Source organism: Citrobacter sp. T1.2D-1 (assembly GCF_950098555.1).
Lineage (GTDB): Bacteria > Pseudomonadota > Gammaproteobacteria > Enterobacterales > Enterobacteriaceae > Citrobacter_A > Citrobacter_A telavivensis.
In genome coordinates, this window is record NZ_CATNHH010000067.1 from 225,453 (window position 1) to 248,424 (window position 22,972).

At 55.7% G+C, this 22,972-nt stretch carries 22 protein-coding genes; 3 read left to right on the forward strand and 19 right to left on the reverse strand.

The annotated features are described in order from the left end of the window. Positions 1 to 150 precede the first annotated feature (150 nt). The 7 genes from dedD to pdxB form a co-directional block, all read right to left on the reverse strand. Positions 151 to 840, reverse strand: a complete 690-nt coding sequence (gene dedD / locus QQZ17_RS23575; RefSeq protein WP_152403322.1) for a cell division protein DedD — start codon at positions 838 to 840, stop codon at positions 151 to 153. Beyond that, the gene (gene folC, locus QQZ17_RS23580) at positions 830 to 2,098 is read right to left on the reverse strand and encodes a bifunctional tetrahydrofolate synthase/dihydrofolate synthase (RefSeq protein ID WP_152403320.1); all 1,269 of its coding nucleotides are present in this window, start codon (positions 2,096 to 2,098) and stop codon (positions 830 to 832) included. The genes dedD and folC overlap by 11 nt, the downstream gene beginning before the upstream one ends. Positions 2,099 to 2,167: 69 nt before the next feature. Further along, positions 2,168 to 3,082, reverse strand: a complete 915-nt coding sequence (gene accD / locus QQZ17_RS23585; RefSeq protein ID WP_042317761.1) for an acetyl-CoA carboxylase, carboxyltransferase subunit beta — start codon at positions 3,080 to 3,082, stop codon at positions 2,168 to 2,170. A 153-nt stretch (positions 3,083 to 3,235) separates the two neighbouring features. Then, entirely contained in the window at positions 3,236 to 3,895 is a 660-nt protein-coding gene (locus QQZ17_RS23590; protein WP_046483093.1) for a DedA family protein, read from the reverse strand. A 24-nt stretch (positions 3,896 to 3,919) separates the two neighbouring features. Then, complete coding sequence (truA, locus tag QQZ17_RS23595; RefSeq protein WP_152403318.1) at positions 3,920 to 4,732, reverse strand: tRNA pseudouridine(38-40) synthase TruA; 813 nt, start codon at positions 4,730 to 4,732, stop codon at positions 3,920 to 3,922. Continuing rightward, entirely contained in the window at positions 4,732 to 5,745 is a 1,014-nt protein-coding gene (locus QQZ17_RS23600; RefSeq protein ID WP_152403316.1) for an aspartate-semialdehyde dehydrogenase, read from the reverse strand. Before QQZ17_RS23600 ends, truA begins: the two co-directional genes overlap by 1 nt. A 66-nt stretch (positions 5,746 to 5,811) precedes the next feature. Further along, complete coding sequence (gene pdxB / locus QQZ17_RS23605; RefSeq protein WP_152403314.1) at positions 5,812 to 6,948, reverse strand: 4-phosphoerythronate dehydrogenase PdxB; 1,137 nt, start codon at positions 6,946 to 6,948, stop codon at positions 5,812 to 5,814. A 103-nt stretch (positions 6,949 to 7,051) separates the two neighbouring features. Between pdxB and flk the strand changes: the two genes are divergently transcribed. Next, the gene (flk, locus tag QQZ17_RS23610) at positions 7,052 to 8,053 is read left to right on the forward strand and encodes a flagella biosynthesis regulator Flk (RefSeq protein ID WP_152406285.1); all 1,002 of its coding nucleotides are present in this window, start codon (positions 7,052 to 7,054) and stop codon (positions 8,051 to 8,053) included. Here flk and QQZ17_RS23615 read toward each other — a convergent pair. Both QQZ17_RS23615 and fabB read right to left on the reverse strand, forming a co-directional pair. Beyond that, positions 8,050 to 9,228, reverse strand: coding sequence for an MFS transporter (locus QQZ17_RS23615; protein ID WP_152403312.1), 1,179 nt, complete (start codon positions 9,226 to 9,228; stop codon positions 8,050 to 8,052). The genes flk and QQZ17_RS23615 overlap by 4 nt on opposite strands. A gap of 207 nt (positions 9,229 to 9,435) precedes the next feature. After that, positions 9,436 to 10,653, reverse strand: a complete 1,218-nt coding sequence (gene fabB / locus QQZ17_RS23620; protein WP_152403309.1) for a beta-ketoacyl-ACP synthase I — start codon at positions 10,651 to 10,653, stop codon at positions 9,436 to 9,438. Positions 10,654 to 10,810: 157 nt separating this feature from the next. Here fabB and mnmC point away from each other — a divergent pair, with 157 nt between their 5' ends. Then, the gene (gene mnmC, locus QQZ17_RS23625; RefSeq protein WP_152403307.1) at positions 10,811 to 12,823 is read left to right on the forward strand and encodes a bifunctional tRNA (5-methylaminomethyl-2-thiouridine)(34)-methyltransferase MnmD/FAD-dependent 5-carboxymethylaminomethyl-2-thiouridine(34) oxidoreductase MnmC; all 2,013 of its coding nucleotides are present in this window, start codon (positions 10,811 to 10,813) and stop codon (positions 12,821 to 12,823) included. Between the two features lie 49 nt (positions 12,824 to 12,872). On the opposite strand, the gene QQZ17_RS23630 is transcribed toward mnmC, so the two are convergent. From QQZ17_RS23630 to prmB, 6 genes are read right to left on the reverse strand one after another with little or no spacing between them, the layout of a single operon-like run. Then, a complete protein-coding gene (locus tag QQZ17_RS23630; protein ID WP_152403305.1) occupies positions 12,873 to 13,148 on the reverse strand; it encodes a YfcL family protein in 276 nt (91 codons plus the stop codon). Between the two features lie 31 nt (positions 13,149 to 13,179). After that, positions 13,180 to 13,728 (reverse strand): elongation factor P hydroxylase, encoded by a 549-nt coding sequence (locus QQZ17_RS23635; protein WP_152403302.1) that lies wholly within the window; start codon positions 13,726 to 13,728, stop codon positions 13,180 to 13,182. Continuing rightward, a complete protein-coding gene (locus QQZ17_RS23640; protein WP_152403300.1) occupies positions 13,728 to 14,537 on the reverse strand; it encodes a sulfite exporter TauE/SafE family protein in 810 nt (269 codons plus the stop codon). The genes QQZ17_RS23635 and QQZ17_RS23640 overlap by 1 nt, the downstream gene beginning before the upstream one ends. Then, positions 14,537 to 15,361, reverse strand: coding sequence for a penicillin-insensitive murein endopeptidase (mepA, locus tag QQZ17_RS23645; protein WP_152403298.1), 825 nt, complete (start codon positions 15,359 to 15,361; stop codon positions 14,537 to 14,539). Before mepA ends, QQZ17_RS23640 begins: the two co-directional genes overlap by 1 nt. A 3-nt stretch (positions 15,362 to 15,364) precedes the next feature. Beyond that, positions 15,365 to 16,450, reverse strand: coding sequence for a chorismate synthase (gene aroC / locus QQZ17_RS23650; protein ID WP_152403296.1), 1,086 nt, complete (start codon positions 16,448 to 16,450; stop codon positions 15,365 to 15,367). Positions 16,451 to 16,476: 26 nt separating this feature from the next. Further along, positions 16,477 to 17,409, reverse strand: a complete 933-nt coding sequence (gene prmB / locus QQZ17_RS23655) for a 50S ribosomal protein L3 N(5)-glutamine methyltransferase (protein ID WP_152403294.1) — start codon at positions 17,407 to 17,409, stop codon at positions 16,477 to 16,479. A 168-nt stretch (positions 17,410 to 17,577) separates the two neighbouring features. On the opposite strand from prmB, the gene smrB reads away from it, so the two are divergent. After that, positions 17,578 to 18,129, forward strand: a complete 552-nt coding sequence (smrB, locus tag QQZ17_RS23660) for an endonuclease SmrB (protein ID WP_046483131.1) — start codon at positions 17,578 to 17,580, stop codon at positions 18,127 to 18,129. 80 nt (positions 18,130 to 18,209) lie between these two features. On the opposite strand, the gene sixA is transcribed toward smrB, so the two are convergent. From sixA to QQZ17_RS23680, 4 genes are all read right to left on the reverse strand, one after another. Next, complete coding sequence (gene sixA / locus QQZ17_RS23665) at positions 18,210 to 18,695, reverse strand: phosphohistidine phosphatase SixA (RefSeq protein WP_152403292.1); 486 nt, start codon at positions 18,693 to 18,695, stop codon at positions 18,210 to 18,212. Between the two features lie 207 nt (positions 18,696 to 18,902). After that, the gene (fadJ, locus tag QQZ17_RS23670) at positions 18,903 to 21,047 is read right to left on the reverse strand and encodes a fatty acid oxidation complex subunit alpha FadJ (protein WP_284554189.1); all 2,145 of its coding nucleotides are present in this window, start codon (positions 21,045 to 21,047) and stop codon (positions 18,903 to 18,905) included. After that, positions 21,047 to 22,357 (reverse strand): acetyl-CoA C-acyltransferase FadI, encoded by a 1,311-nt coding sequence (fadI, locus tag QQZ17_RS23675; protein ID WP_152403289.1) that lies wholly within the window; start codon positions 22,355 to 22,357, stop codon positions 21,047 to 21,049. The genes fadJ and fadI overlap by 1 nt, the downstream gene beginning before the upstream one ends. 179 nt (positions 22,358 to 22,536) lie before the next feature. Then, positions 22,537 to 22,821 carry a YfcZ/YiiS family protein gene (locus tag QQZ17_RS23680; protein WP_046483140.1) on the reverse strand — a complete coding sequence of 95 codons (285 nt, stop codon included), beginning with the start codon at positions 22,819 to 22,821 and terminating at the stop codon, positions 22,537 to 22,539. Positions 22,822 to 22,972: the final 151 nt, after the last annotated feature.

A 22,972-nucleotide genomic window follows, 5' to 3' on the forward strand; every position in this document is an offset into this window, starting at 1 on the left:
TAAAAATGGCGCTGAAAAAATATTCAACGCCATACCGTTTTATGCCTCTTCGGGCACTGCCGGATGGCGATGTAAACACCTCATCCGGCCAACAAACACAAGGTGGTAAGCCTGATAAGACGCCGAGCGCCGCCATCAGGCAACCCTAACTTAGTTCGGGCTGTACCCCATCACCACTCCGCTTAATCCGGAGATTTGCTGTAACTCGCCGAGCGAACCTTTCAGCTTGTCGCGTGATGCATCCGGCCCCACGAGAATACGGGTTATTTTACCCTGTACTGGCGTTGACGGAGAAGTATATACCCGGAAACCTGCGCCACGAAGTTTACCCACGATCTCATTGACCTTATCGGCATTTTTCAGCGCACCCAACTGCACAACATAGGCTTTACCCGTCGGTGCCGGTTTCTCTTCCACCGCCGGTTTTGGCGCAGGAGTGGGAACCGGAGCGGGCGTTGCGTCCACAGTCGGCTGTGGCTTCGGTTGCGGCTTCGGTTTTTCAACCGGTTTTGGTTTGGGTTGTTCTACGGGCGCTGGCGTCGTATCAAGCTCAGGACTGTTCGCTGACGCATAGCGTGACGGATCCAGCGACGGAGCCGCCGCATCGCCTGCCCGCACCTCTTCTGCCGCCCCTTCCGGTGGTTGAGTCGGTAATGCCTGCGTTGCCGCAGGCATCATATCCGGCTCGTCGCGATCGCCGGGTTTCGGCACCAGCGGGATCGCCGCGAATTCATCCTGATAATGTTTTTTCTGCCCGTCGAGCAGCCCGGGCAGCACAATCACGCCCAGCGCGACCAGCACAATCGTGCCGACTAAACGATTCTGAAACTTACTCGCCACCGATTCTCCCCGCGTCCATTACTTCCATGACATGTGCAACCGTGTGGAATGAACCACACACCAGTACGGTATCTTCTGGTCTCGCGTCTGCCAGAGCGGCGTGCCATGCCAGCGCGACACTGTCATAGACACTGCCTTTACCGAGATGTTCCAGCAGTTGCTCTGCCGTCGCCCCCCGGGGGCCTTCCAGCGGAGCACAATACCAGTCGTCGACCACGCTTTTCAACCAGGCCAACGTTCCCGCAATATCCTTATCATGTAGCATACCGATAACGGCAAGAACGCGCCCCTTTTTCGGCAACATTTTCAGCCGTCCGGTCAGATATTCCGCCGCATGGGGATTATGCGCGACATCGAGGATGACGCGCGGCGACTCGCTCACAATCTGGAAACGTCCCGGTAGAATCGCCTGAGCAATCCCGTCGCGGATCGCCTGTTCACTGACGTTCAGGCCACTGGCGCGCAGTGCCGCCAGCGCGGTCGCCGCATTGGGTTGCGGTACCTGTGGCAGCGGTAAATCGGTCAATGTACCGTGGCAGTCGCTGAAGGACCACCCCGTCTCCGTTACCGTAAACTGCCAGTCTTCGCCACGGCGCTGTAGGCGTGCGCCTTTCTCCAGCGCCACATCGGCGATGGTATAGGGCATTTCGGGTTCGCCGACAATCGCTGGTTTATCCGCACGGAAAATGCCGGCCTTTTCGCGGCCAATACTTTCACGATCTGGCCCCAGCCAGTCGGTATGATCCAGCGCAATGCTGGTAACCACGGCGATATCGGCATCAACGATGTTTGTCGCGTCCAGTCGTCCGCCCAACCCGACCTCCAGAATCACCACATCCAGTCGCGCCTGCTTAAACAGCCACAACGCAGACAGCGTGCCGTATTCAAAATATGTCAGCGAGATATCCCCACGCGCCGCTTCAATCTCCGCAAAGGATTCTGTGTGGGCCGATTCTGGCAGTTCATTGCCCTGCACACGCACACGTTCGGTGTAGCGCACCAGATGCGGCGAACTGTATACCCCGACTTTGTATCCCGCTGTCGTCAATATGGACTCCAGCGTCCGGCAGGTGGTGCCCTTGCCATTGGTGCCCGCCACGGTGAAGACAAACGGCGCAGGCTTCAGCACGCCCAGCCGCGCAGCCACCTGGCTTACGCGTTCAAGGCCCAGATCGATAGTCTTCGCGTGGAGGTTTTCCAGATAAGAAAGCCACGAGGCCAGGGGCGACGCGGCTTTAGGAATACGTTTGTTATTCATGATGCCCGTAAATTCGTTACGTTGAGAAAAGCAAAAGGGCAGCGCCTGTGGCCCTGCCCTTTTCAGTTATCAGGCCTCTGGTTCCTGATCCGGCACCGGTGGCACCACCACGCCTTCACGCGGGGTATCCGGATTTGGCGCCGGCAGATTCATCAGCTTCGCCAGAATGCTTGCCAGTTTCAGGCGCATCTCCGGACGGCGGACGATCATATCGATAGCGCCTTTTTCGATCAGAAACTCACTGCGCTGGAATCCCGGCGGCAGTTTCTCACGTACGGTTTGTTCGATAACGCGCGGACCCGCGAAGCCGATCAGCGCTTTCGGTTCAGCAATGTTGAGATCGCCCAGCATCGCGAAGCTTGCAGAGACACCGCCCATCGTTGGGTCGGTCAGCACGGAGATGTACGGCAGACCGCGTTCCTGCATTTTTGCCAGCGCCGCAGAGGTTTTCGCCATCTGCATCAGCGACATCAGCGCTTCCTGCATACGCGCGCCGCCGGAGGCGGAGAAGCACACCAGCGGACAGTTATCTTCCAGCGCCTGTTCTACAGCACGCACAAAACGTGCGCCGACCACAGAACCCATCGAGCCGCCCATGAAAGCAAACTCAAATGCCGCCGCGACGACCGGCATGCCGTGAAGCGTGCCTTTCATCACCACCAGCGCATCTTTCTCGCCGGTTTCCTTTTGCGCGGAAGCCAGACGGTCTTTGTATTTCTTGGAGTCACGGAACTTCAGTACGTCTTTCGGCTCAAGTTCGCTACCCAGCTCCACCAGCGTTCCTTCATCTAACAGGCTATGCAGGCGGTTACGCGCCGACATACGCATGTGATGGTCACACTTCGGACAGACCTCGAGATTACGTTCCAGCTCAGCACGGTATAAAACCTGACCGCAGCTATCACACTTAGTCCACACCCCTTCAGGAATACTTGCCTTGCGGGTGGGCGTAATGTTGCTTTTAATTCGTTCAATCCAGCTCATTTATGACCTTTCTGCCTGAACCTGGTGTGTTCCAGTTTTGCCGTGGGGGCGCATAATGCCATTTTTGCCCCCAACAGACCATGAATGTTGCACATTAAAACATAACAGCCCGAAACTTTGGACAAAAAAGTGGTCGAACCGCCGAGTTAGTTTCTATTTTGTTACACGTGACGCCGCGCGTTTATGGCGAATAATTTCCACCACGCCCGGCAGGATAGACACCACAATAATCCCGACAATCAGCAACTTAAGGTTGTTCTGAATCATCGGAATGGTACCAAAGAAGTAACCTGCGTAGGTGAAGAGCAGAACCCACAGCAGCGCGCCTATCACGTTATAAGCCGCAAAATGACGATACGACATATGTCCCATTCCCGCCACAAACGGCGCAAATGTTCTGACGATCGGTACAAAACGGGCGAGAATGATGGTTTTTCCGCCATGTTTTTCGTAAAACTGATGCGTCTTGTCCAGATAGCTGCGGCGGAAAATCTTCGAGTTCGGGTTACTGAATAACTTCTCACCGAACAATCGACCAATAGTGTAATTCACCGCATCGCCAACAATCGCGGCAATCAGCATCAACACCACCATCAGGTGCACGTTGAGATCGTTAGTGCCCAGCGACGCCAGCGCCCCCGCCACAAACAGCAGGGAATCGCCTGGCAGGAACGGCGTCACCACCAGTCCGGTTTCACAAAACAGGATCAGGAACAAAATCGCGTAAACCCAAACGCCGTACTGTGCGACCAGTTCCGCCAGGTGCACATCAATATGCAGGATAAAATCGATAAGGAAGTAAATCAGGTCCATAGTTGTGCCTTTATACGACTTGAATTAGTCCGCCAGAAAGAGCGGGCCCATGGGCGGTTTAGGAAGGTCAAACCGGTCAGGGTAGTCCACCGCAACCAGATACAGTCCTTCGGCCTTCGCCGTTGCCGCTGCGAGCGTTCTGTCCTTTGCCGCTAACAACTCTGCTATCCAGCTCTCCGGCTGGTTGTGGGCACCTACTTCCATCAGGCTGCCAACAATGTTCCTGACCATATGATGTACAAAGGCATTCGCTTTGATATCGACCACCACATACGCGCCATGGCGCGAGACCGTAATGTGCATCACGTTGCGCCACGGCGTGCGCGACTGGCACTGGACGGCGCGAAACGACGTAAAGTCATTCTCGCCAATCAGACACTGCGCCGCACGATGCATGCGCTCAGCGTCCAGCGGTTCATAATAATGCGTCACACCTTTACCTAACACCGCCGGACGTAACCGATGATTGTAGATGATGTAACGATATCGGCGAGCCGTGGCGCTGAAACGCGCGTGAAAATCTTCCGGTACAGCTTTCACCCATCGCACCGCGATGTCACCAGGTAAATTCGCATTTACACCCAATGTCCATGCCGCATCTTTGCGCAAAGCGGTGGTTTCAAAATGCACAACCTGACCGGTGCCGTGCACACCGGCATCGGTGCGTCCGGCGCAAAAGACGTTAATCGGCTCATTGGCAACCTGTGAGAGCGCCTTTTCCAGCTTTTCCTGCACACTGCGGACTTCATTCTGACGCTGCCAGCCATAATATTTGCTGCCGTCATACTCGATGCCCAGCGCAATTTTATACACCGGCGAGCGTTGCTGGTCAGACATCAGTACAGGTACTCCTGCACCAGTTTTTCCGCAATTTTCACCGCCATCAGCGCGCCGCCAAAGCGAACGTTATCCGCCACGGACCAGAACTGAACCTGCTCTGGCATACCGTAATCGTTACGCACACAGCCCACGGACAGGTGCGCGCTGCCGGTGGCATCGCCAACCTGAGTCGGGAAATCACTCTCTTGCGACAGCACAATGTCTTCGCCACGGGCAAAGGCATCGCGAGCCTCTTCGGCAGCCAGTGGACGCAGCGCTTCAAATGCCACCATCTGCGCGTGGCCATAAAACACCGGTGACTGTACGCAGCTTGCCGAAATCATCAACCCGTCATCCTGCATGATTTTGCGCACTTCATCGACGATCCGCCGCTCTTCACGCACGCTGCCTTCGCGATCCGGCAACAGCGGCAACATATTGAACGCCAGCTGGCGGCCAAAGAAATCATCGTCATCAATGGGGATCCCGTTCAGCAGTTTCGCACTCTGCCCGGCGAGGGCATCGACGGCTTTCTTACCGTGCGCAGATGCAGAAAGCAGACTGGTTACGGTGATGCGAGAGAGTCCCCCCTCATCGATAAGCGGCTTCAGCGCGGCCAGCAACTGGCTGGTCAGGCTGTTCGGCACAGCGATCACGTTACGATTGCGGTAGTCTGCCAGCACGAACGGGTTCACGTCTGGCACCACCAGCGGGACGTCCGGCTCAAGCGCGAACAGACCGCTGGTATCAATGACCAGACAGCCCGCATTTGTCGCCTCGTCCACCCAGGCTGCCGTGGCGTCGACACCGGCAACGAAAAAGGCCAGCTGTGCCTGCGTCCAGTCGAATTCAGCCGCATCCTGCACCATCACTGACTTACCACCAAAGCGCAGATGTTCGCCTGCACTTTCATTACGTGCCAGCGCAAAAATTTCCCCAACCGGGAACTGACGTTCAGCCAGGGTTTCAAGCAACGCTTCGCCGACGGCGCCCGTCGCGCCGAGGACGGCAATATTCCAGCCTTCAGACATGGTGGTTTACTCCAGAAAAGCATAAGCCTCCCTGCCGATTATTCGTCAGGGAGCATTAAGAAGACATTAACGTGTCGGGTGATGAACCGCGTTAAAACCCAGTTTACACAGTAACGCCGCCGCATCCGCGTCGTCGCACATCACGTACAGTGAGGACCATTCACGGCGCTCGAGATAATTTTTGCGCAGTTTATCAAATTCACCCGGTATTCCGGCAACGTTGCGCAGTAGCGCATCGTCGCGGCGCACATCATACACCAAATGCACCAGTCTTTTCAGCGTCGGCTGATCCAACGGTCCATGCAGCGTAATGCGGCCAAATTCCGGCGCTGGCAGCAGGGTATCCAGCGCGACATGCTGCTCGCGACCAATAAATTTGCTCCAGGCTTCAAAAACCTGCGTGGTGCCGCGCGCCTTGCCTTCCAGCGTGTAGCCCGCAATGTGCGCCGTGCCAATATCGATCTTGTTCAACAGCTCGACATTCAGATCCGGTTCACCTTCCCAGACATCCAGGACCACGCTCAGCGCCTGCCCGGCGTTAAGGCGCGCCAGCAGCGCGGCGTTATCAACCACCGCGCCGCGACAGGCATTAATCAGAATGCTGCCCGGTTTCAGGCGACCAATCAGCGCCTCATCGACCAGATGGTGCGTTTTGTATGGCCCTTCTTTAAACAGCGGCGTGTGGAAGGTCAGGACATCGGCTTCCTGTACCAGCTCATCAAGCGAGCGAAAATCGCCCTCGTCTCCACGATCCGCGCGCGGTGGATCGCATAACAACGTACGGATCCCCAGCGCTTCCAGCCGAGCCTGCAGGCGCCCCCCGACGTTACCCACGCCAACAATCCCGACGGTACGATCGCGCAATGCGAATCCGTCACGCTCCGCCAGCATCAGCAGCGAAGAGAAAACATACTCCACCACCGCAATGGCGTTACAGCCAGGCGCTGCTGAAAATCCGATTCCCGCCTGCTTAAGCCAGTCCTCATCCACATGATCGGTGCCGGCAGTTGCGGTACCAACGAACTTGATGGCCTTTCCCTCCAGCAATGACGCGTTCACTTTGGTGACAGAACGCACCATTAACGCGTCGGCATCATCCAGTTCAGCGACAGGGATGGGGCGCCCAGGAACCGCTTTGACCTCGCCCAGACGGCTAAACAATTCGCGGGCATAAGGCATATTTTCATCAACGAGAATTTTCACGTCTGTCGTACCTGTTTGAGAACGAGAGTTAACCGGGCAAGTGTGCCATAATCTGGCCGCCAGGCATACTTTGCTAAGATTGATGGTTTAAGGATAAGTGATGATGCAACCTATTTCCGGTACTCCCGCGCACCCTCCCGGCGAAGGGCAACCTGCGGTATCCACGGCGGGCGAACAACCGCTCTCCACGCAACAGCGGACCGTACTGGAACGACTGATAACCCGCCTGATTTCACTGACGCAACAGCAAAGTGCGGAAGTGTGGGCCGGCATGAAGCACGATCTTGGAGTGAAAAGCGACACTCCGCTACTGTCACGTCATTTCCCTGCGGCGGAGCAAAATCTCAGCCAGCGTCTTGGCGTAGCCCAACAGAATCATGCCAACCGTCAGGTACTTTCACAGTTGACGGAATTGCTGAGTCAGGGGAATAACCGCCAGGCAGTGAGCGATTTTATTCGCCAGCAGTACGGACAAACGGCGCTCAGTCAACTCAAACCGGAACAGCTTAAGAACGTACTGACGCTTTTACAGCAGGGGCAGTTGTCGATCCCGCAGCCGCAACAGCGTCCGGCAACCGATCGCCCGCTGATGCCAGCCGAACACAATACGTTAAATCAGTTGGTGACTAAACTGGCCGCCGCCACGGGGGAATCCGGCAAGCTTATCTGGCAATCGATGCTGGAACTCTCTGGCGTGAAAAGCGGTGAGCTGATCCCGGCAAAACATTTCACCCATCTGGCGACCTGGCTACAGGCGCGTCAGACCCTCAGTCTGCAACATGCTCCCACTCTGCAATCGCTACAGGCGGCGCTTAAGCAACCGCTGGAAGCCGACGAGCTGGCCAGTTTGAAAGATTACGCCCAGCAGAACGGGCAGCTCCAACCGCAAACCGTGCTCACCACCGCCCAGGTACAGGACCTCCTGAATCAGATCTTCCTCAAGCGCGTTGAGCGCGATCGGGAATTCACCGATCCACGCCACATTCAGCCGATTTACAGTCCGTTTGCACCGTTTATTGAGACGCTGCGATCGTTCACCGCGCGTCCCGGACTGTTGTTTATCGCCCTGCTGATCGCGTTACTGGTGTTCTGGCTGGTCATCTAGCCCCGGCGAAACGACAACAGCGTCACCACAATCCCCAGTACCGCCGAAATCGCTCCGGCAAGAAATACAGATTGATAGCCACAGGACGTGGCAAGCAACCCCGCCAGCGGGCCGGTGACCGCGTAAGAGATATCCTGAAATGCGGCGTATCCCCCCAGTGCGGTACCGCGAACCTGCGACGGTACGCGTTTCACCACTTCAACGCCGAGCGCCGGGAAGATTAGCGAACACCCGGCCCCGGTTAATGCCGCCCCGAGCAGCGCAAACCACGCCGTCGGTGCCAGCCAGAGCAGTATCAGTCCAACGGTCTCTATCAGCAGGGAAGCGATAGCCACCTTGACCCCACCAAAGCGGTCCGGCATCCAGCCAAACAGCACGCGCATAATGACAAAGGCCCCGCCAAACGCGGTCAGCGTAAAGCCGGCCATCGCCCAACCGTGACTGGCAAAATAGAGAGAGATAAAAGTGCCGATAACGGCAAATCCGACACCTTGCAACGCGAGGCCCAGACCCGGTTTCCAGATAAGCCCCACCACGCTCCACAGCGAGGGGCGCTCGCCCGTATGAGCAGGTACTTTACGCACCGTTCCGTTAAACGCCCATGCCAGCAGCGGTAACGCCATTGTCGTGCCCGCAAGACCCGCAAAACCAAAATGGCTGTGGATGAGCAGCCCCAGCGGCGCGCCTGCAGCCAGCGCAACGTAAATCGCCATCCCGTTCCACGACATCACCTTGCCGGAACGTGCAGGCCCCACCAGGCCCAGTCCCCAGGTCAGCGTGCCGGTGAGCAACTGGCTTTCACCAAAGCCGAGGATCAGACGTCCGACTATCAATAATGCGAATTTGATCGGTTCAGAAACGGGTAACAGCGCCGCCAGTAGCCACGCGCCGCCCGCCAGCGCGCAGGCGAACATCCCCTGAAGCGCAGAACGTTTGGCACCGTACTGATCGGCAAGTCGCCCGGAATAACCGCGTGTTAAGACGGTAGCCAGAAACTGAATTCCCACGGCGATACCAACCATCGTATTGCCATAGCCCAGCTCATGGTGGACAAAAAGTGGAATAACGGGTAGCGGCAAGCCGACCGTCATGTAGGTCAAAAAGACCGCAAAAGCGATGCGAAAAAGCGATGTGTTCGCTGCAGATGTTTTTTCTTTATGGGTTACTGCTGTCATGCGTTACTCCAGAATGCAGAGTAAGGCGAGGAATTGCCACGCCCCCTCCACCTGACCGTCAGGATTAAGGTGCGTTGGATAACGTCAAACGCTTACGCATTATCCAGAAGATAATGATGGGCCTGAAGTCTGCCTGCTACGCATGCATTTTGTCAACGAAACAAAAAAGGGGAGCAATCGGGCTCCCCTTCTTATTAAGAAAGTCACTTACGCTTTCAGTTTACGCATCACCAGCGTGGCGTTGGTACCGCCGAAACCGAAGCTGTTGGACATAACGGTGGTCAGTTCACGATCGAGAGTTTCGGTCACAATGTTCAGACCGGCAGCCTGCTCGTCCATCTCTTCGATGTTGATGCTTGGTGCGACAAAGCCGTGTTCCAGCATCAGCAGAGAGTAAATCGCTTCCTGTACGCCAGCAGCGCCCAGAGAGTGACCGGTCATCGCTTTGGTCGCGGAGATAGCCGGGCTGTTATCGCCAAACACTTCGCGAATCGCACCCAGTTCTTTCACGTCACCCACTGGCGTAGAGGTACCGTGGGAGTTCAGGTAGTCGATTGGAGTATCAACGCCGTGCATCGCCATCTGCATGCAGCGCACCGCGCCTTCACCAGACGGAGCCACCATGTCAGCGCCATCAGACGTCGCGCCGTAGCCCACGATTTCCGCGTAGATATGGGCTCCACGCGCCAGCGCGTGTTCCAGTTCTTCAACCACCACCATACCGCCGCCGCCAGCGATAACAAAACCGTCACGGTGCGCGTCATAGGTACGAGAAGCTTTAGAAGGCTGGTCATTATATTTGGTGGACAGTGCGCCCATCGCGTCGAACTCACAGGCCATTTCCCAGCCCAGTTCTTCGCCGCCGCCCGCAAATACGATGTCCTGTTTGCCCAGTTGGATCTGCTCGACCGCATTACCGATGCAGTGTGCGGAGGTCGCACAGGCGGAGCTGATTGAGTAGTTTACGCCGTGAATTTTGAACGGTGTTGCGAGGCAGGCAGAAACTGCGGAGCCCATCGCTTTGGTGACCACATACGGGCCAACCGCTTTCAGGCCACGCGGACTACGCATTGCGTCAGCACCGAATACCTGCGCTTTGGAAGAGCCGCCGGAACCGGCAATCAGACCAACGCGCGGGTTGTTCTGATACGCGTCTTCACTCAGGCCTGCATCTGCAATCGCTTCTCGCATGGAGAGATAGGCATAAATAGAGGCATCGTTCATGAAACGAACCACCTTACGGTCGATCAAACCAGTGGTGTCCAGTTTGACGTTGCCCCATACGTGGCTACGCATTCCTGCATCTTTAAACTCGTCAGAAAAAGTGATCCCTGAACGTCCTTCACGCAGAGATGCCAGGACTTCCTGCTGGTTATTACCGATGCTGGAAACGATGCCCAAGCCAGTAATCACTGCACGTTTCATTCAATACCTCTGTAATCGCACTATAGTAAGTTTCGATTGGCACAATAGCGTACACTTGTACGCCGAACAAGTCCGATCAGCCAATTTGTACTGAAATTTGCGCCGCCTGGCACACATCGCTAAGATCGTGACACTGCCTGTCAGACGAGTAACTTACGTGAAACAATACGCTATACAACCCGCCAACCTCGAATTCAACGCTGAGGGTACACCTGTTTCCCGAGATTTTGACGACGTCTACTTTTCCAACGACAACGGTCTGGAAGAGACGCGCTATGTCTTCCTCGGCGGCAACCGAATCACAGAACGTTTTGCAAAACATTCTCACCCGCTGTTTGTGGTGGCGGAGAGCGGTTTCGGCACCGGTCTGAACTTTCTCACGCTCTGGCAGGCGTTTGCTGAATTTCGCGCCACTCAGCCCGAGGCTACGCTACAAAGATTACATTTCATCAGTTTTGAAAAATTTCCGCTGACCCGCGACGATCTCACGGCGGCACATCAGCACTGGCCGGAGTTGGCTGAATTTGCCGGACAGCTTCAGGCCCAGTGGCCGTTACCGCTGGCGGGTTGCCACCGTCTGCTGCTGGATGAAGGACGCGTCACGCTCGATCTCTGGTTTGGCGATATCAATGAACTCACCAATCAACTTGACGATAGTCTGAATCAAAAAGTCGACGCCTGGTTTCTTGACGGCTTCGCCCCGGCCAAAAACCCGGACATGTGGACGCCAACGCTGTTTAACGCGATGGCGAGACTGGCTCGGCCGGGTGGTACGCTGGCGACCTTTACGTCTGCCGGATTTGTCCGTCGCGGTTTACAGGAAGCCGGTTTTACCATGCAGAAATGCAAAGGCTTTGGGCGCAAGCGCGAGATGCTGCGCGGCGTGATGGAACACGCTCCCGCGCTGCCAGCATCAATGCCGTGGTTTTCCCGTCAGGGCAGTGAAAAACGCGAGGTTGCCCTCATTGGCGGCGGGATTGCCAGCGCGCTGCTTTCGCTGGCGCTGTTGCGCCGCGGTTGGCAGGTCACGCTCTATTGCGCGGATGATAAACCCGCTCAGGGCGCGTCCGGCAACCGTCAGGGGGCGCTCTACCCTCTTCTCAGCAAACACGATGCGGCAATAAACCTCTTTTTCCCCGCCGCGTTTACGTTTGCCCGTCGTCTCTATGACGCCCTGCCCGTCAGGTTCGATCACGACTGGTGTGGCGTCACGCAACTGGGCTGGGACGACAAGAGTCAGCAGAAAATCGCGCAGATGCTGTCGCTGGATTTACCGTCAGCGCTGGCGAACGCCGTTGCTGCTGAACAGGCGCGACGTCTTACCGGCGTCGATACCGATTGTGGCGGCGTGACGTATCCTCTGGGCGGCTGGCTGTGCCCGGCGCAATTAACCGCCGCCGTGCTTCTGCTTGCTGAAAAACAGGGATTACGCTGTCACTATCAGCATTCGCTGGCGGCACTTAATCAGTCTGCATCCGGCTGGAATTTGCAGTTTACGCACGGTAATTGCGCTGAACATGCCGTGGTGGTACTGGCTAACGGTCATCAGATTAACCATTTTACGCAGACACAACCGTTGCCCGTCTACGCTGTCGCCGGCCAGGTCAGCCATATTCCGACCAAGCCAGCGCTTTGTAAGATTCGTCAGGTGCTGTGCTATGACGGTTATCTCACGCCGCAGAACCCGGCTAATCAGCAGCACTGTATCGGTGCCAGCTACCATCGCGGCAGCGAAGAGACGCAGTATCGGGAAGACGATCAGCAGCAAAATCGACAGCGCTTGATTGACTGCTTCCCGGCGGCGGAATGGGCCAAAGAGGTCGATGTCAGCGACAACGCGGCGCGCAGCGGCGTGCGCTGCGCCACCCGCGATCATTTGCCGATGGTGGGAAGCGTTCCGGACTACGCTGCCACACTGGTGCAGTACGCCGATTTAGCCGACAACAAAGCGGGCGCGGCAAATGCGCCGGTGTATGACGATTTATTTATGCTGGGTGCGCTGGGTTCCCGCGGGCTGTGCTCCGCGCCCCTGTGCGCAGAAATACTGGCTTCACAAATGAGTAATGAACCGATGCCGATGGATGCCGCCACGCTGGCAGCATTAAATCCAAATCGTTTATGGGTGCGGAAATTGTTGAAAGGGAAAGCGGTTAAAACACCGATGGGATGAACAGACGCGCCATCCGGCAAGTTAACCAGGCCGGATGGCGTTATCGTGATTATTGCACTGCTTTCTCGAACAGCGTGTCCCACATCTCTTTCACTAACGCCTGATCGCGCGGCGACAACTCACCGGCACCGATAGCGTTTTCCAGGCTGCGGGTGACGTTGGCATAGACGGCCTGAGCAGAATGGTCATCTGTACCTTCCAGTTCTGCAACGGCTAACGTCAGGTGGCCACGCAAATACCCACTGGCAAACAGCTCATCATCGCTTGCATGCTCTACCATGTCATCGATTAATGCCAGAATGCGTGATTCAAACTCCGCGATCATCTTCTTTCCTCATTGTAACGTGGCGCTGGCTTCAGTTGAGCGCTTCTGGCCACGGGAACTGTTCCGCCGTAAGTTCAGGCGTGTGATAATAATTCTGTAATGCCTTAATGAATCGCGCCGGACGTTCGGGAATGCCGTTCTCCAGATACACCATCACCTGTGCATGAACCCGACGCTGGAACACCACGCGGTCTGGTTCAAAATCGCCTTCCAGGTTGTCGCAACTGACGTTAAACGGATACCCCGCCGCCACGCAGAACAACCAGTCAAACGCCTGCGGTTTCACTTCTACATCTTCAAACTGACCCTGCGTCGCCGCATCTCGACCGTCCGGACAATACCAGTAACCGAAATCCACCAGCTCGCGGCGCGCCTTTCCGGCAATGCACCAGTGCGAAATCTCATGCAATGCGCTGGCGTAAAAACCGTGCGCAAAGACAATCCGGTGATACGGGATCTCTGCATCAGCAGGAAGATAGATCGGTTCGTCGTCGCCTTTAATCAGACGGGTATTAAAATCATCGGCAAAGCAGCCGTTAAAAATGTCAATCAACTGTTCGTAGCGGTGCGTACTGTTCATTAATTCATCCCCAGCCAGTGGAGAATCTCCTGTCCATGGTTATCATAAAGAAGTTTCATGCTCATCACCGCCGAGACAATGACGATCATCGGGCGAATCAGCTTTTGTCCTTTGCTCAGTACCAGTCGGGAACCCATTCGCGCCCCGAGAAATTGACCGATCAGCATGACAAAACCGGTGGCCCAAACCACTTTCCCGCCGATGACAAACAGCAGCAGACCGCCAATATTGGAGGTGGCATTCAGCACCTTGGCGTGGGCCGTCGATTTAGCGAGGTTATAGCCACACAGCATGACAAATGACAACGCGTAAAATGAACCTGCCGCCGGGCCAAAAAAGCCATCGTAAAAGCCTACGCAACCCCCGGCGACCAGGGCAAACGGCAGACCGTACAGACGACGCTGTCGGTCTTCCTCACCCACTTTCGGCATCAGTAAAAAGTAGAGACCAATGCAGATAACCAGAACCGGCAGGACCTGACGTAACACGTCAGACTTCACATGCTGCACCAACAGCGCGCCGCTCATCGAGCCAATAAACGTCATCGCGATATTGAGTTTCTGGTCAGCGAGGTTCACCACTTTACGGCGAATAAAATAAATCGAAGAAGAAATCGAGCCGCCGCAGGCCTGCAGTTTGTTGGTCGCCAGCGCCTGCGCGGGAGACATCCCTGCCGCCATCAGCGCGGGGATGGTCAACAGACCGCCGCCGCCCGCCAGTGAGTCGATAAATCCAGCCAGCATTGCCACAAAAAACAACACCATCAACAGTAGCGGAGAGACCATAAACAGGTCCGCAAAATTATCCATTAGAGTACATGCTCATCCAGTAGCGCCTGGCACGAAGGCGGCAACGGAGGTGGTGTCTTCTTCTCAGGCTTTGTTGTTCCAGGTTTTGGTGGTTCAAACCAACTTTGCAGCTCGGCACCGCAGCCATCGCCCGGAGGAGGCAACGGTTGGTCTTCGCACTCAAGGCTGTCGGCAGGGCAACGCAATCGTACATGCATATGCGCACGATGCTGGAACCAGGGTCGCACTTTACGTAACCAGTCGCGATCGGTACCGGCATCAAGGCAAAGTTGCTGTTTTATGGCAGGGTTCACAAAAATACGGGTGACGTCGTTATCTTCCGCCGCCAGCTTAATCAGGCTGACGATTTCCGGTTTCCACAGGGTCGGCACCACATGTTTACCGTCACGGGCGACCAAATCCAGCGCCTGGGGACGCAGCAGTTGCGCCTGAGTCCAGCGCGTTTTTGGCAACTGCAGGAAAATATCCACATCCAGGCCGGTCTGATGGCTGGCATGTCCACCATTAAATCGACCACCGGCGGGCATTCCCATGTCGCCAATCAGCACCGTTCCCAGTCCAAGATTGTTCACCTGCGTACTCAGGCGCTGAATAAACATCACCAGGTCGGGATGGCCGAAATAGCGACGCTGATCGGTGCGCATCACCTGATAATGCTCGGACTGCACGGGAAGCGTGTCCGCCCCCACAATGCAGCCGTTCGAGAAGCCACCAATTGACTGCGCGCTGCCCGGCACGGGTTGGGCAATTTTTTGCCACGGCGTCGCCGCCAGACTGGTCGTACTGGCAAGCAGTGCCAGCAGTGCTATCGCGGTTTTTTTCATCTCTTACCAGCGTGGAATATCCGTTTTGACATCCGCATTTTGCGCCCGTTGACGTAACAGGTGATCCATCAGCACGATCGCCAGCATCGCTTCCGCGATCGGTACGGCGCGGATCCCCACGCACGGATCGTGGCGTCCTTTGGTGATCATCTCCACCTCTTCGCCAAAGCGATTAATGGTGCGCCCTGGGACGGTAATACTGGACGTCGGTTTCAGCGCCATGTGGGCCACGATCTGCTGACCGCTGCTGATCCCGCCCAGAATACCGCCAGCATGATTGCTCTGGAACCCATCTTTGGTGATTTCGTCACGGTTCTGGCTACCGCGAAGCGCCACGACGTCAAACCCGTCGCCAATTTCGACGCCTTTCACCGCGTTGATGCTCATCAGCGCGTGGGCGATGTCGGCATCGAGACGATCAAAGACCGGCTCGCCCAGCCCTGCCGGTACGCCGCTGGCGACCACGGTTACCTTCGCGCCGATGGAATCGCCCTCTTTTTTCAGCGCACGCATCAGTTCATCCAGCACCTCAATCTTATCCGGGTCCGGACAGAAGAAAGGGTTAAGCTCTACCTGCGACCAGTCTTTGATCGCCAGCGGAATGTCGCCCATCTGGGTCAGACAGCCCTGAATGATAATGCCAAATTTTTCAGTGAGATATTTTTTAGCAATCGCCCCTGCCGCCACGCGCATCGCGGTTTCTCGTGCTGAGGAACGTCCGCCGCCACGATAATCGCGCAGACCATATTTCTGCTCGTAGGTGTAATCCGCGTGTCCGGGACGAAACACGTCCTTGATGGCGCTGTAGTCCTGTGAACGCTGATCGGTGTTTTCAATCAGCAGCCCAATGCTGGTGCCTGTCGTTACGCCTTCAAACACGCCGGAAAGGATTTTGACCTGATCCGGTTCACGACGCTGCGTTGTGTAACGTGACGTGCCAGGGCGACGTCTGTCGAGATCGTGTTGCAGGTCAGCTTCCGTCAGCGGAATGCCCGGCGGCACACCGTCGACGATACAACCGAGCGCCAGCCCGTGCGATTCGCCGAAGGTGGTTACACGAAAGAGTTGTCCAATTGTATTTCCTGCCATTGCGGTCTCGTTGTTGTCGTTGTGGTTTAATCTTTATAGAGGCTGAAGTGCTCGCGGGCAGCGATCAATTCGGCTTTGGTCAGCATAAAGACGCCATCGCCGCCATTGTCAAATTCCAGCCAGGTGAACGGCACATCCGGGTATTGTTCCATCAGATGTACCATGCTGTTACCGACTTCACAAATCAGAATACCGTCATCAGACAGGTAATCCGGCGCGTTGCCCAGAATGCGACGGGTGAGTTTCAGGCCGTCAGTACCGGACGCCAGCCCCAGTTCCGGCTCATGACGATATTCATTAGGCAGATCGGACATATCTTCCGCGTCAACGTACGGTGGGTTGGTCACGATCAGGTCGTACTGGACCTTAGGCAGGTCGCGGAACAGATCGGAGCGAATGGGCGTGACGTGATGGATCAGACCGTGCTCTTCAATGTTGCGTTCCGTCACGGCCAGCGCGTCTGCCGAGATATCTACCGCGTCCACTTCCGCTTCCGGGAAGGCGTAGGCGCAGGCAATAGCGATACAACCGCTACCCGTACACATATCCAGTATGTGGTGAGGTTGTTGTGCAATCAGACCCGCAAAGCGGTTGTTGATCAGCTCGCCAATCGGAGAGCGCGGCACCAGCACGCGTTCATCGACATAGAACTCATGGCCGCAGAACCAGGCTTTATTGGTCAGATAGGCCACCGGGATACGTTCGTTCACGCGACGGATCACGCGCTCAACAATACGGTGGCGTTCGCTGGAGGTCAGGCGCGCGGTGCGCATATCTTCGGGAATATCCAGCGGCAGATACAACGAGGGCAGTACCAGCTGTACGGCTTCATCCCACGGGTTATCCGTACCATGACCGTACCAGATATTCGCCGCACTAAAACGGCTAACCGCCCAGCGCAACATGTCCTGAATGGTATGCAGATCACTCACTGCTTCATCAACGAAAATTTTATCCATTTGTTCCTCCAGGGCATGCTCGCATTAATTTCGGCGGCTAGTTTGCCATGAAGACGGCGATAAATCAGCAATCACGCAGGGGTAGCGGGTGAAAATTGCGTTTTGAGCATTCGCATCCGCATCGAGTCGGGTAAACTAGCGGATAATAAAAAAAGATGAGACCGCAGAATGAAAAAGAAAACATCGCTCAGCGAGGAGGACCAGGCGCTGTTCCGACAGTTGATGACCGGCACCCGTCAGATTAAACAGGACACGATTGTTCATCGCCCGCTACGTAAAAAGGTCACCGAAGTTCCGGTTAAGCGACTGCTTTCTGAGCAGGCCGATGCCAGCCACTATTTCTCTGATGAGTTTCAGCCGCTGCTGAATACGGAAGGCCCGGTGAAATATGTTCGTCCTGACGTCAGCCATTTCGAACTGAAGAAAATGCGTCGTGGCGATTACTCTCCGGAATTGTTTCTCGATTTACACGGTCTGACGCAGCTTCAGGCCAAGCAGGAACTGGGCGCGCTGATTGCCGCCTGTCGACGGGAGCATGTGTTTTGCGCCTGTGTGATGCACGGTCACGGCAAACATGTGCTGAAGCAACAGACGCCCCTGTGGCTGGCGCAACATCCGCATGTCATGGCTTTCCATCAAGCACCAAAAGAGTACGGCGGCGATGCCGCGCTGCTGGTGCTGATCGAGGTGGAAGAGTGGGCACCGCCGGAACTGCCCTGAGCGCAAAAACAACAAGAGCCGCATCAGCGGCTCTTTGAGAGTATGACAAACCTCATCCCGATACAGGATAAGACGACAGGTTAAATCGCTTTCGCCATTTTGAGGTTACACGGACTCATCTGCCAGTTGAATACCCCTTTTCCGCTGTCATCCAGCGTTACACTGGCAATCGCTGAGGTGGTAAACATCGGCGGCGTTTCGCCTGGGCACAGCTCGGACACCAGGTAACCCACTAACGGGAGGTGGGAAATCACCAGTGCGGTGGCGACACCTTCATTGGCCAGAGCTTGTAAATAAGCGCTGACCAGACCGACATCGCCGCAGGGAGTCAACTCCGGCAAAACATCCACGTCGCCTGGCAGGTTCATGCATCCCCCTACCACATCCAACGTTTGTTCGGCTCGCAGGAACGGGCTCACCAGAACACGTTCGATATCCACTTTTTGACCTTTCAGCCAGTTCGCCATAAGGCGGGATTCATCACAACCACAGGTGGTTAAGGGACGAACCGAATCACTGGCGGCATCGAGGGCCGCGTCGCCGTGACGCATGATAAAAACTTGCATATTGCACCGCTTTTGTTAACCAGAATCACACGCACCCCAGCTAAAACCTCTCAGGGTTGCTGTAATGCAGTGGCCGGCATTGTGCCTTATCCGTTCACTGAATGAAACGCTGTGTTTTACCTCAATGGCGTAAGTATAGTCAATCTGTGTTTACAATTTAACCAAACCACAACCATTCAGTACGGATTTACCTTACATTTGACCTTGTTAATTCAGGTCAGTTGCATCTGCTTTCCAGAAACTTTCACCCCGCTCCGCCATCTGTAACAGCGTATCGCACGGCAAAAACCGTGGACCATACAGCGAAGCCAGACGTTGCAATACCGCAACCACTTCACCCGCGCCGAGAGAATCCATATAACGGAACGGGCCACCGAGAAACGGAGGAAAACCAATACCAAACACCGCGCCGATGTCACCATCGCGCGCGCTACGGATCACCTGCTCATCGAAGCAGCGCGCCGCCTCATTGAGCATTAACATGACGCAACGTTCCGCAATCTGCTGGGTGGAGAGCCGACTTTGCCCCTGCGCGCCAATAAGCCTATAAATTGCGGGGTCGACCTGTTTTTTGCTTTTACGCCCTTTCGCCCCATAAAGATAGAAACCCCGACCATTTTTTCTACCTTTGCGATCGTCATTCAATATTGATGAAACAACATTTGCAGGGGCGCTAAAACGCTCGCCATAAGCGGCTTCCAGTATCGGTATAATTTTAGTGCCTGTGTCGATTCCGACCTCATCCAAAAGTTGGATTGGCCCAACAGGAAAACCAAACTTTACCAGTGCGCTGTCGATCTGTTCGACCCGCTCGCCTTCGGTTAGCAGGCGAATCGCTTCATTGATATACGGTGCAAGAATACGGTTTACGTAGAATCCAGCCTTATCACGCACCACAATCGGTGTTTTGCCCTGTTTTTTCGCCAACTTAACCGTGGTGGCGATGGTTTGCCCCGACGTCGTGGCATGCGGGATCACCTCCACCAGCGGCATTTTCTCAACCGGGCTAAAGAAGTGCAGACCTATCACCTGCTCGGGTCTGGCCGCTTTTTCTGCAATATCGCCAATGGGTAAAGATGAGGTATTGGACGCAAAAATGGTGTGAGATGCGCAATTTTGCTCAACTTCCGCCACCATCTGTTGTTTTAACGACAGATCTTCAAACACCGCCTCAATAACCACATCGCGATGGGAAAAGCCGCGATAGTCCACCGAACCTGAAATCAGCGCCAGCTGTTTGTCACGCTCGCTGGCTTTGATATGCCGGCGACGTACCTTCGTTTCAAGCTGATCCCAGCTGTATTTCAGTGCGTGATTGATTCCTTTGGGATTAATGTCTTTGATGCGAACTGGCAAGCCACCTTTACAGGCAGTAACGTATGCAATGCCCCCGCCCATCAGCCCGCCGCCTAATACGCCGACGCTGCGTAACGGTCCTGGCGAAACCTCACTGCCCGGATCCTTTTTCACGTCCGTACTGGCAAAAAAGATATTACGTAACGCCTGGGATTGCGGCGTCATCGCCAGCTCGCCAAATGCGCGCGCTTCCGCGTCATAGCCGCTGCTGCTGCCCTGCGCCAGTCCCGTTTCAATCACCTGCAAAATGCGTTCTGTCGCCGGGTAGTTACCCTGAGTTTTCTGTTCTGTTTTCTTGTCGACCATGCGGAACAGCAACGCTCGCCCAAGTGGGCCCGCCAGAATACGTTCACGAACCGGAAGGGATCGATGACTGGGGCGATCTTTTTTCGCCCATTCCACGGCGGCGTCCAGCAGGATCGTCTGCGGAACCACCTCGTCCACCAGCCCCGCTTTCAACGCCTGCTTCGCGCGAAGTTGCTTACCGGTGAGGATCATATCCAGTGCCGTACTGACGCCTACCAGTCGCGGAAGCCGTTGGGTGCCGCCTGAACCCGGTAGCAGTCCCAGTTGAACTTCCGGTAAACCGAGAACCGTTTTCGCATCATCCGTACAGACACGCGCATGACAGGCCAGCGCCAGTTCAAGCCCGCCGCCCAGACAGGCTCCGTGAATGGCGGCAACCACCGGGATCGGCAGCGCGTTGATCTCAGCCATCAGTTGCTGCCCCTGTCGCGCCAGCGTTTCCGCTTCTTGCGCGCTTTTGCAGCGACTAATCATATTGATATCCGCCCCGGCAATGAAATTGTCCGCTTTCGCGGAAACGATCACGACGCCGCGAATCGCCTTGTTTTCACGGATCTGTTTAAGTATGACCCGAACCTCGGAGGCGAATTCCGCCTTGAGGGTGTTCATCTTTTCTCCTGGGACATCAACGGAAATGACGGCGACGTTGTCCAGACGAACGTTAAGCGTAAAAGCCGATGTCGTTTCCATTATTCCGCCTCCAGAACCATTGCCGCACCCAGTCCACCCGCCGCACAGGCGGTGACCAGACCCAAGCCGCCACCGCGCCGGCGTAATTCGTGCAGGGTTTGCGTAATCATCCTCACGCCCGTCGCGGCAAACGGATGTCCAAAGGCAATCGAGCCGCCGAGTACGTTAAATTTGCTGTCATCGACTTCACCGGTGGCATGGGACCGACCGAGCACCTCACGGGCAAAGCGCTCACTACCGAGTAACTGGAGATTCGCCAGCGTCTGCGCGGCAAAGGCTTCGTGCATATCGAAAAGCGTCAGATCGGCCATCGTGATCCCCGCACGTTCCAGCGCCAGCGGCGTGGACCAGGCCGGTCCCAGCAACATATCCTGCCAGACATCAATTGCGGTAAACGCGTAGCTGCGCAGATAGCCGAGCGGAACCAGCCCCAACTCTTTGGCACGGGATTCCGTCATCAGGATGACCGCCGCCGCGCCATCCGTCAGCGGTGTACTGTTTGCCGCCGTTACGCTGCCATGTTTCCGGTCAAATGCCGGACGCAGTCTGGCATAGTCCGCCAGCGTGGAGTTGCCGCGAATATTGTTATCTTCAGACAGGGGATCTTTAAAAGGCGGCGTGTAGGTGGTCATCACCTCATCGGCCAGCTTTCCTTCTGCCCACGCCTGGGCGGCGCGCTGATGAGAGCGATGCGCCAGAGCATCCTGTTGTTCACGGGTAATGCCGTAGGTTTTCGCCATCTGTTCGGCGGTATCGCCCATTCGCAGGCCGGTAGAGTACTCCGCCACGGCAGGCGGGACGGGCATCAGATCGCGCAAGCGCAGACGGGAAAAGAGTTGCAGACGCTGCCCCATCGTGCGGGCTTTGTTGACATCAACCAGCACCCGCGCCAGTTTTTTGCTGACGCCAATGGGCAGCACCGAAGAAGAGTCCGCCCCGCCGGCGATACCTGCACGAATAGTACCGGCCATCAGGCTTTCCGCAACGTTAGCGACGGCCTGAAAACTGGTCGCACAGGCACGACTGACGCTGTAGGCATCGGTATGCACATTCATCCCGGTCCCGAGCACAATTTCACGGGCAATGTTCGGCGCTTCCGGCATCTGGACGACCTGCCCAAAAACCAGTTGCTCAATAACATCGGCAGGGATTTCACTGCGCGCAAGCAGTTCGCCAACCACCATTTTGCCGAGATCGACGGCGGGAATGCCATGATAGGCGGTCGCCTGACGGGCAAAAGGCGTACGTAATCCGCTCACAATGGCGATGCGATCGCCCTGACGGGTGACCAGCGGTAAAACCTGACGCATAACACTCCCCTGTAAAAATAAAATAAGTGGTCTGACCTGATCATAGTCTTAACCAATTTTTTACATTTAGCCAAGCGGTGCGCAAAGAAAGTGAGAGCTATGGCACAGTGAATAATCACTGCCTGAAATGAAAATGCCCCGGGAAAAATCACCGGGGCATCAAAAACAACGAGGCGGGATTAACGCAGACCCAGCTGGAAGATCAGGGTTTCGGCTTCACAGGCGAAGACAAAATCGATATCCAGACGCACACCGTCAGACTCTTCGGTGAAGGTTGAGGTGATTTTGCACGGTTCTGATTCCACGCTACGCGCTTTTTCGGTCAGCGCCGCCAGCGTCTCTTCTGCATCTGCGCGGTTAGCGAACACGCGGCTGTATGATGCGGTGCAATCGGAGTTGTCCATGATGGTACCAACATCCATACAGCAGCAAACCGGGGTTTCATCAGCACTGCATTTACTCATTGTAGATTTCCTCTGTATTTTGCACCCAGGGTGCCAGATAAACGATGGGGATATTTTACGCTCCCCACATTCGCCTCTCCAGTTGTTAATTGTGCGAAATGCGATAAGTGACCGAAATCACACTTAAAAATGATCCAGAACAAATTTCACC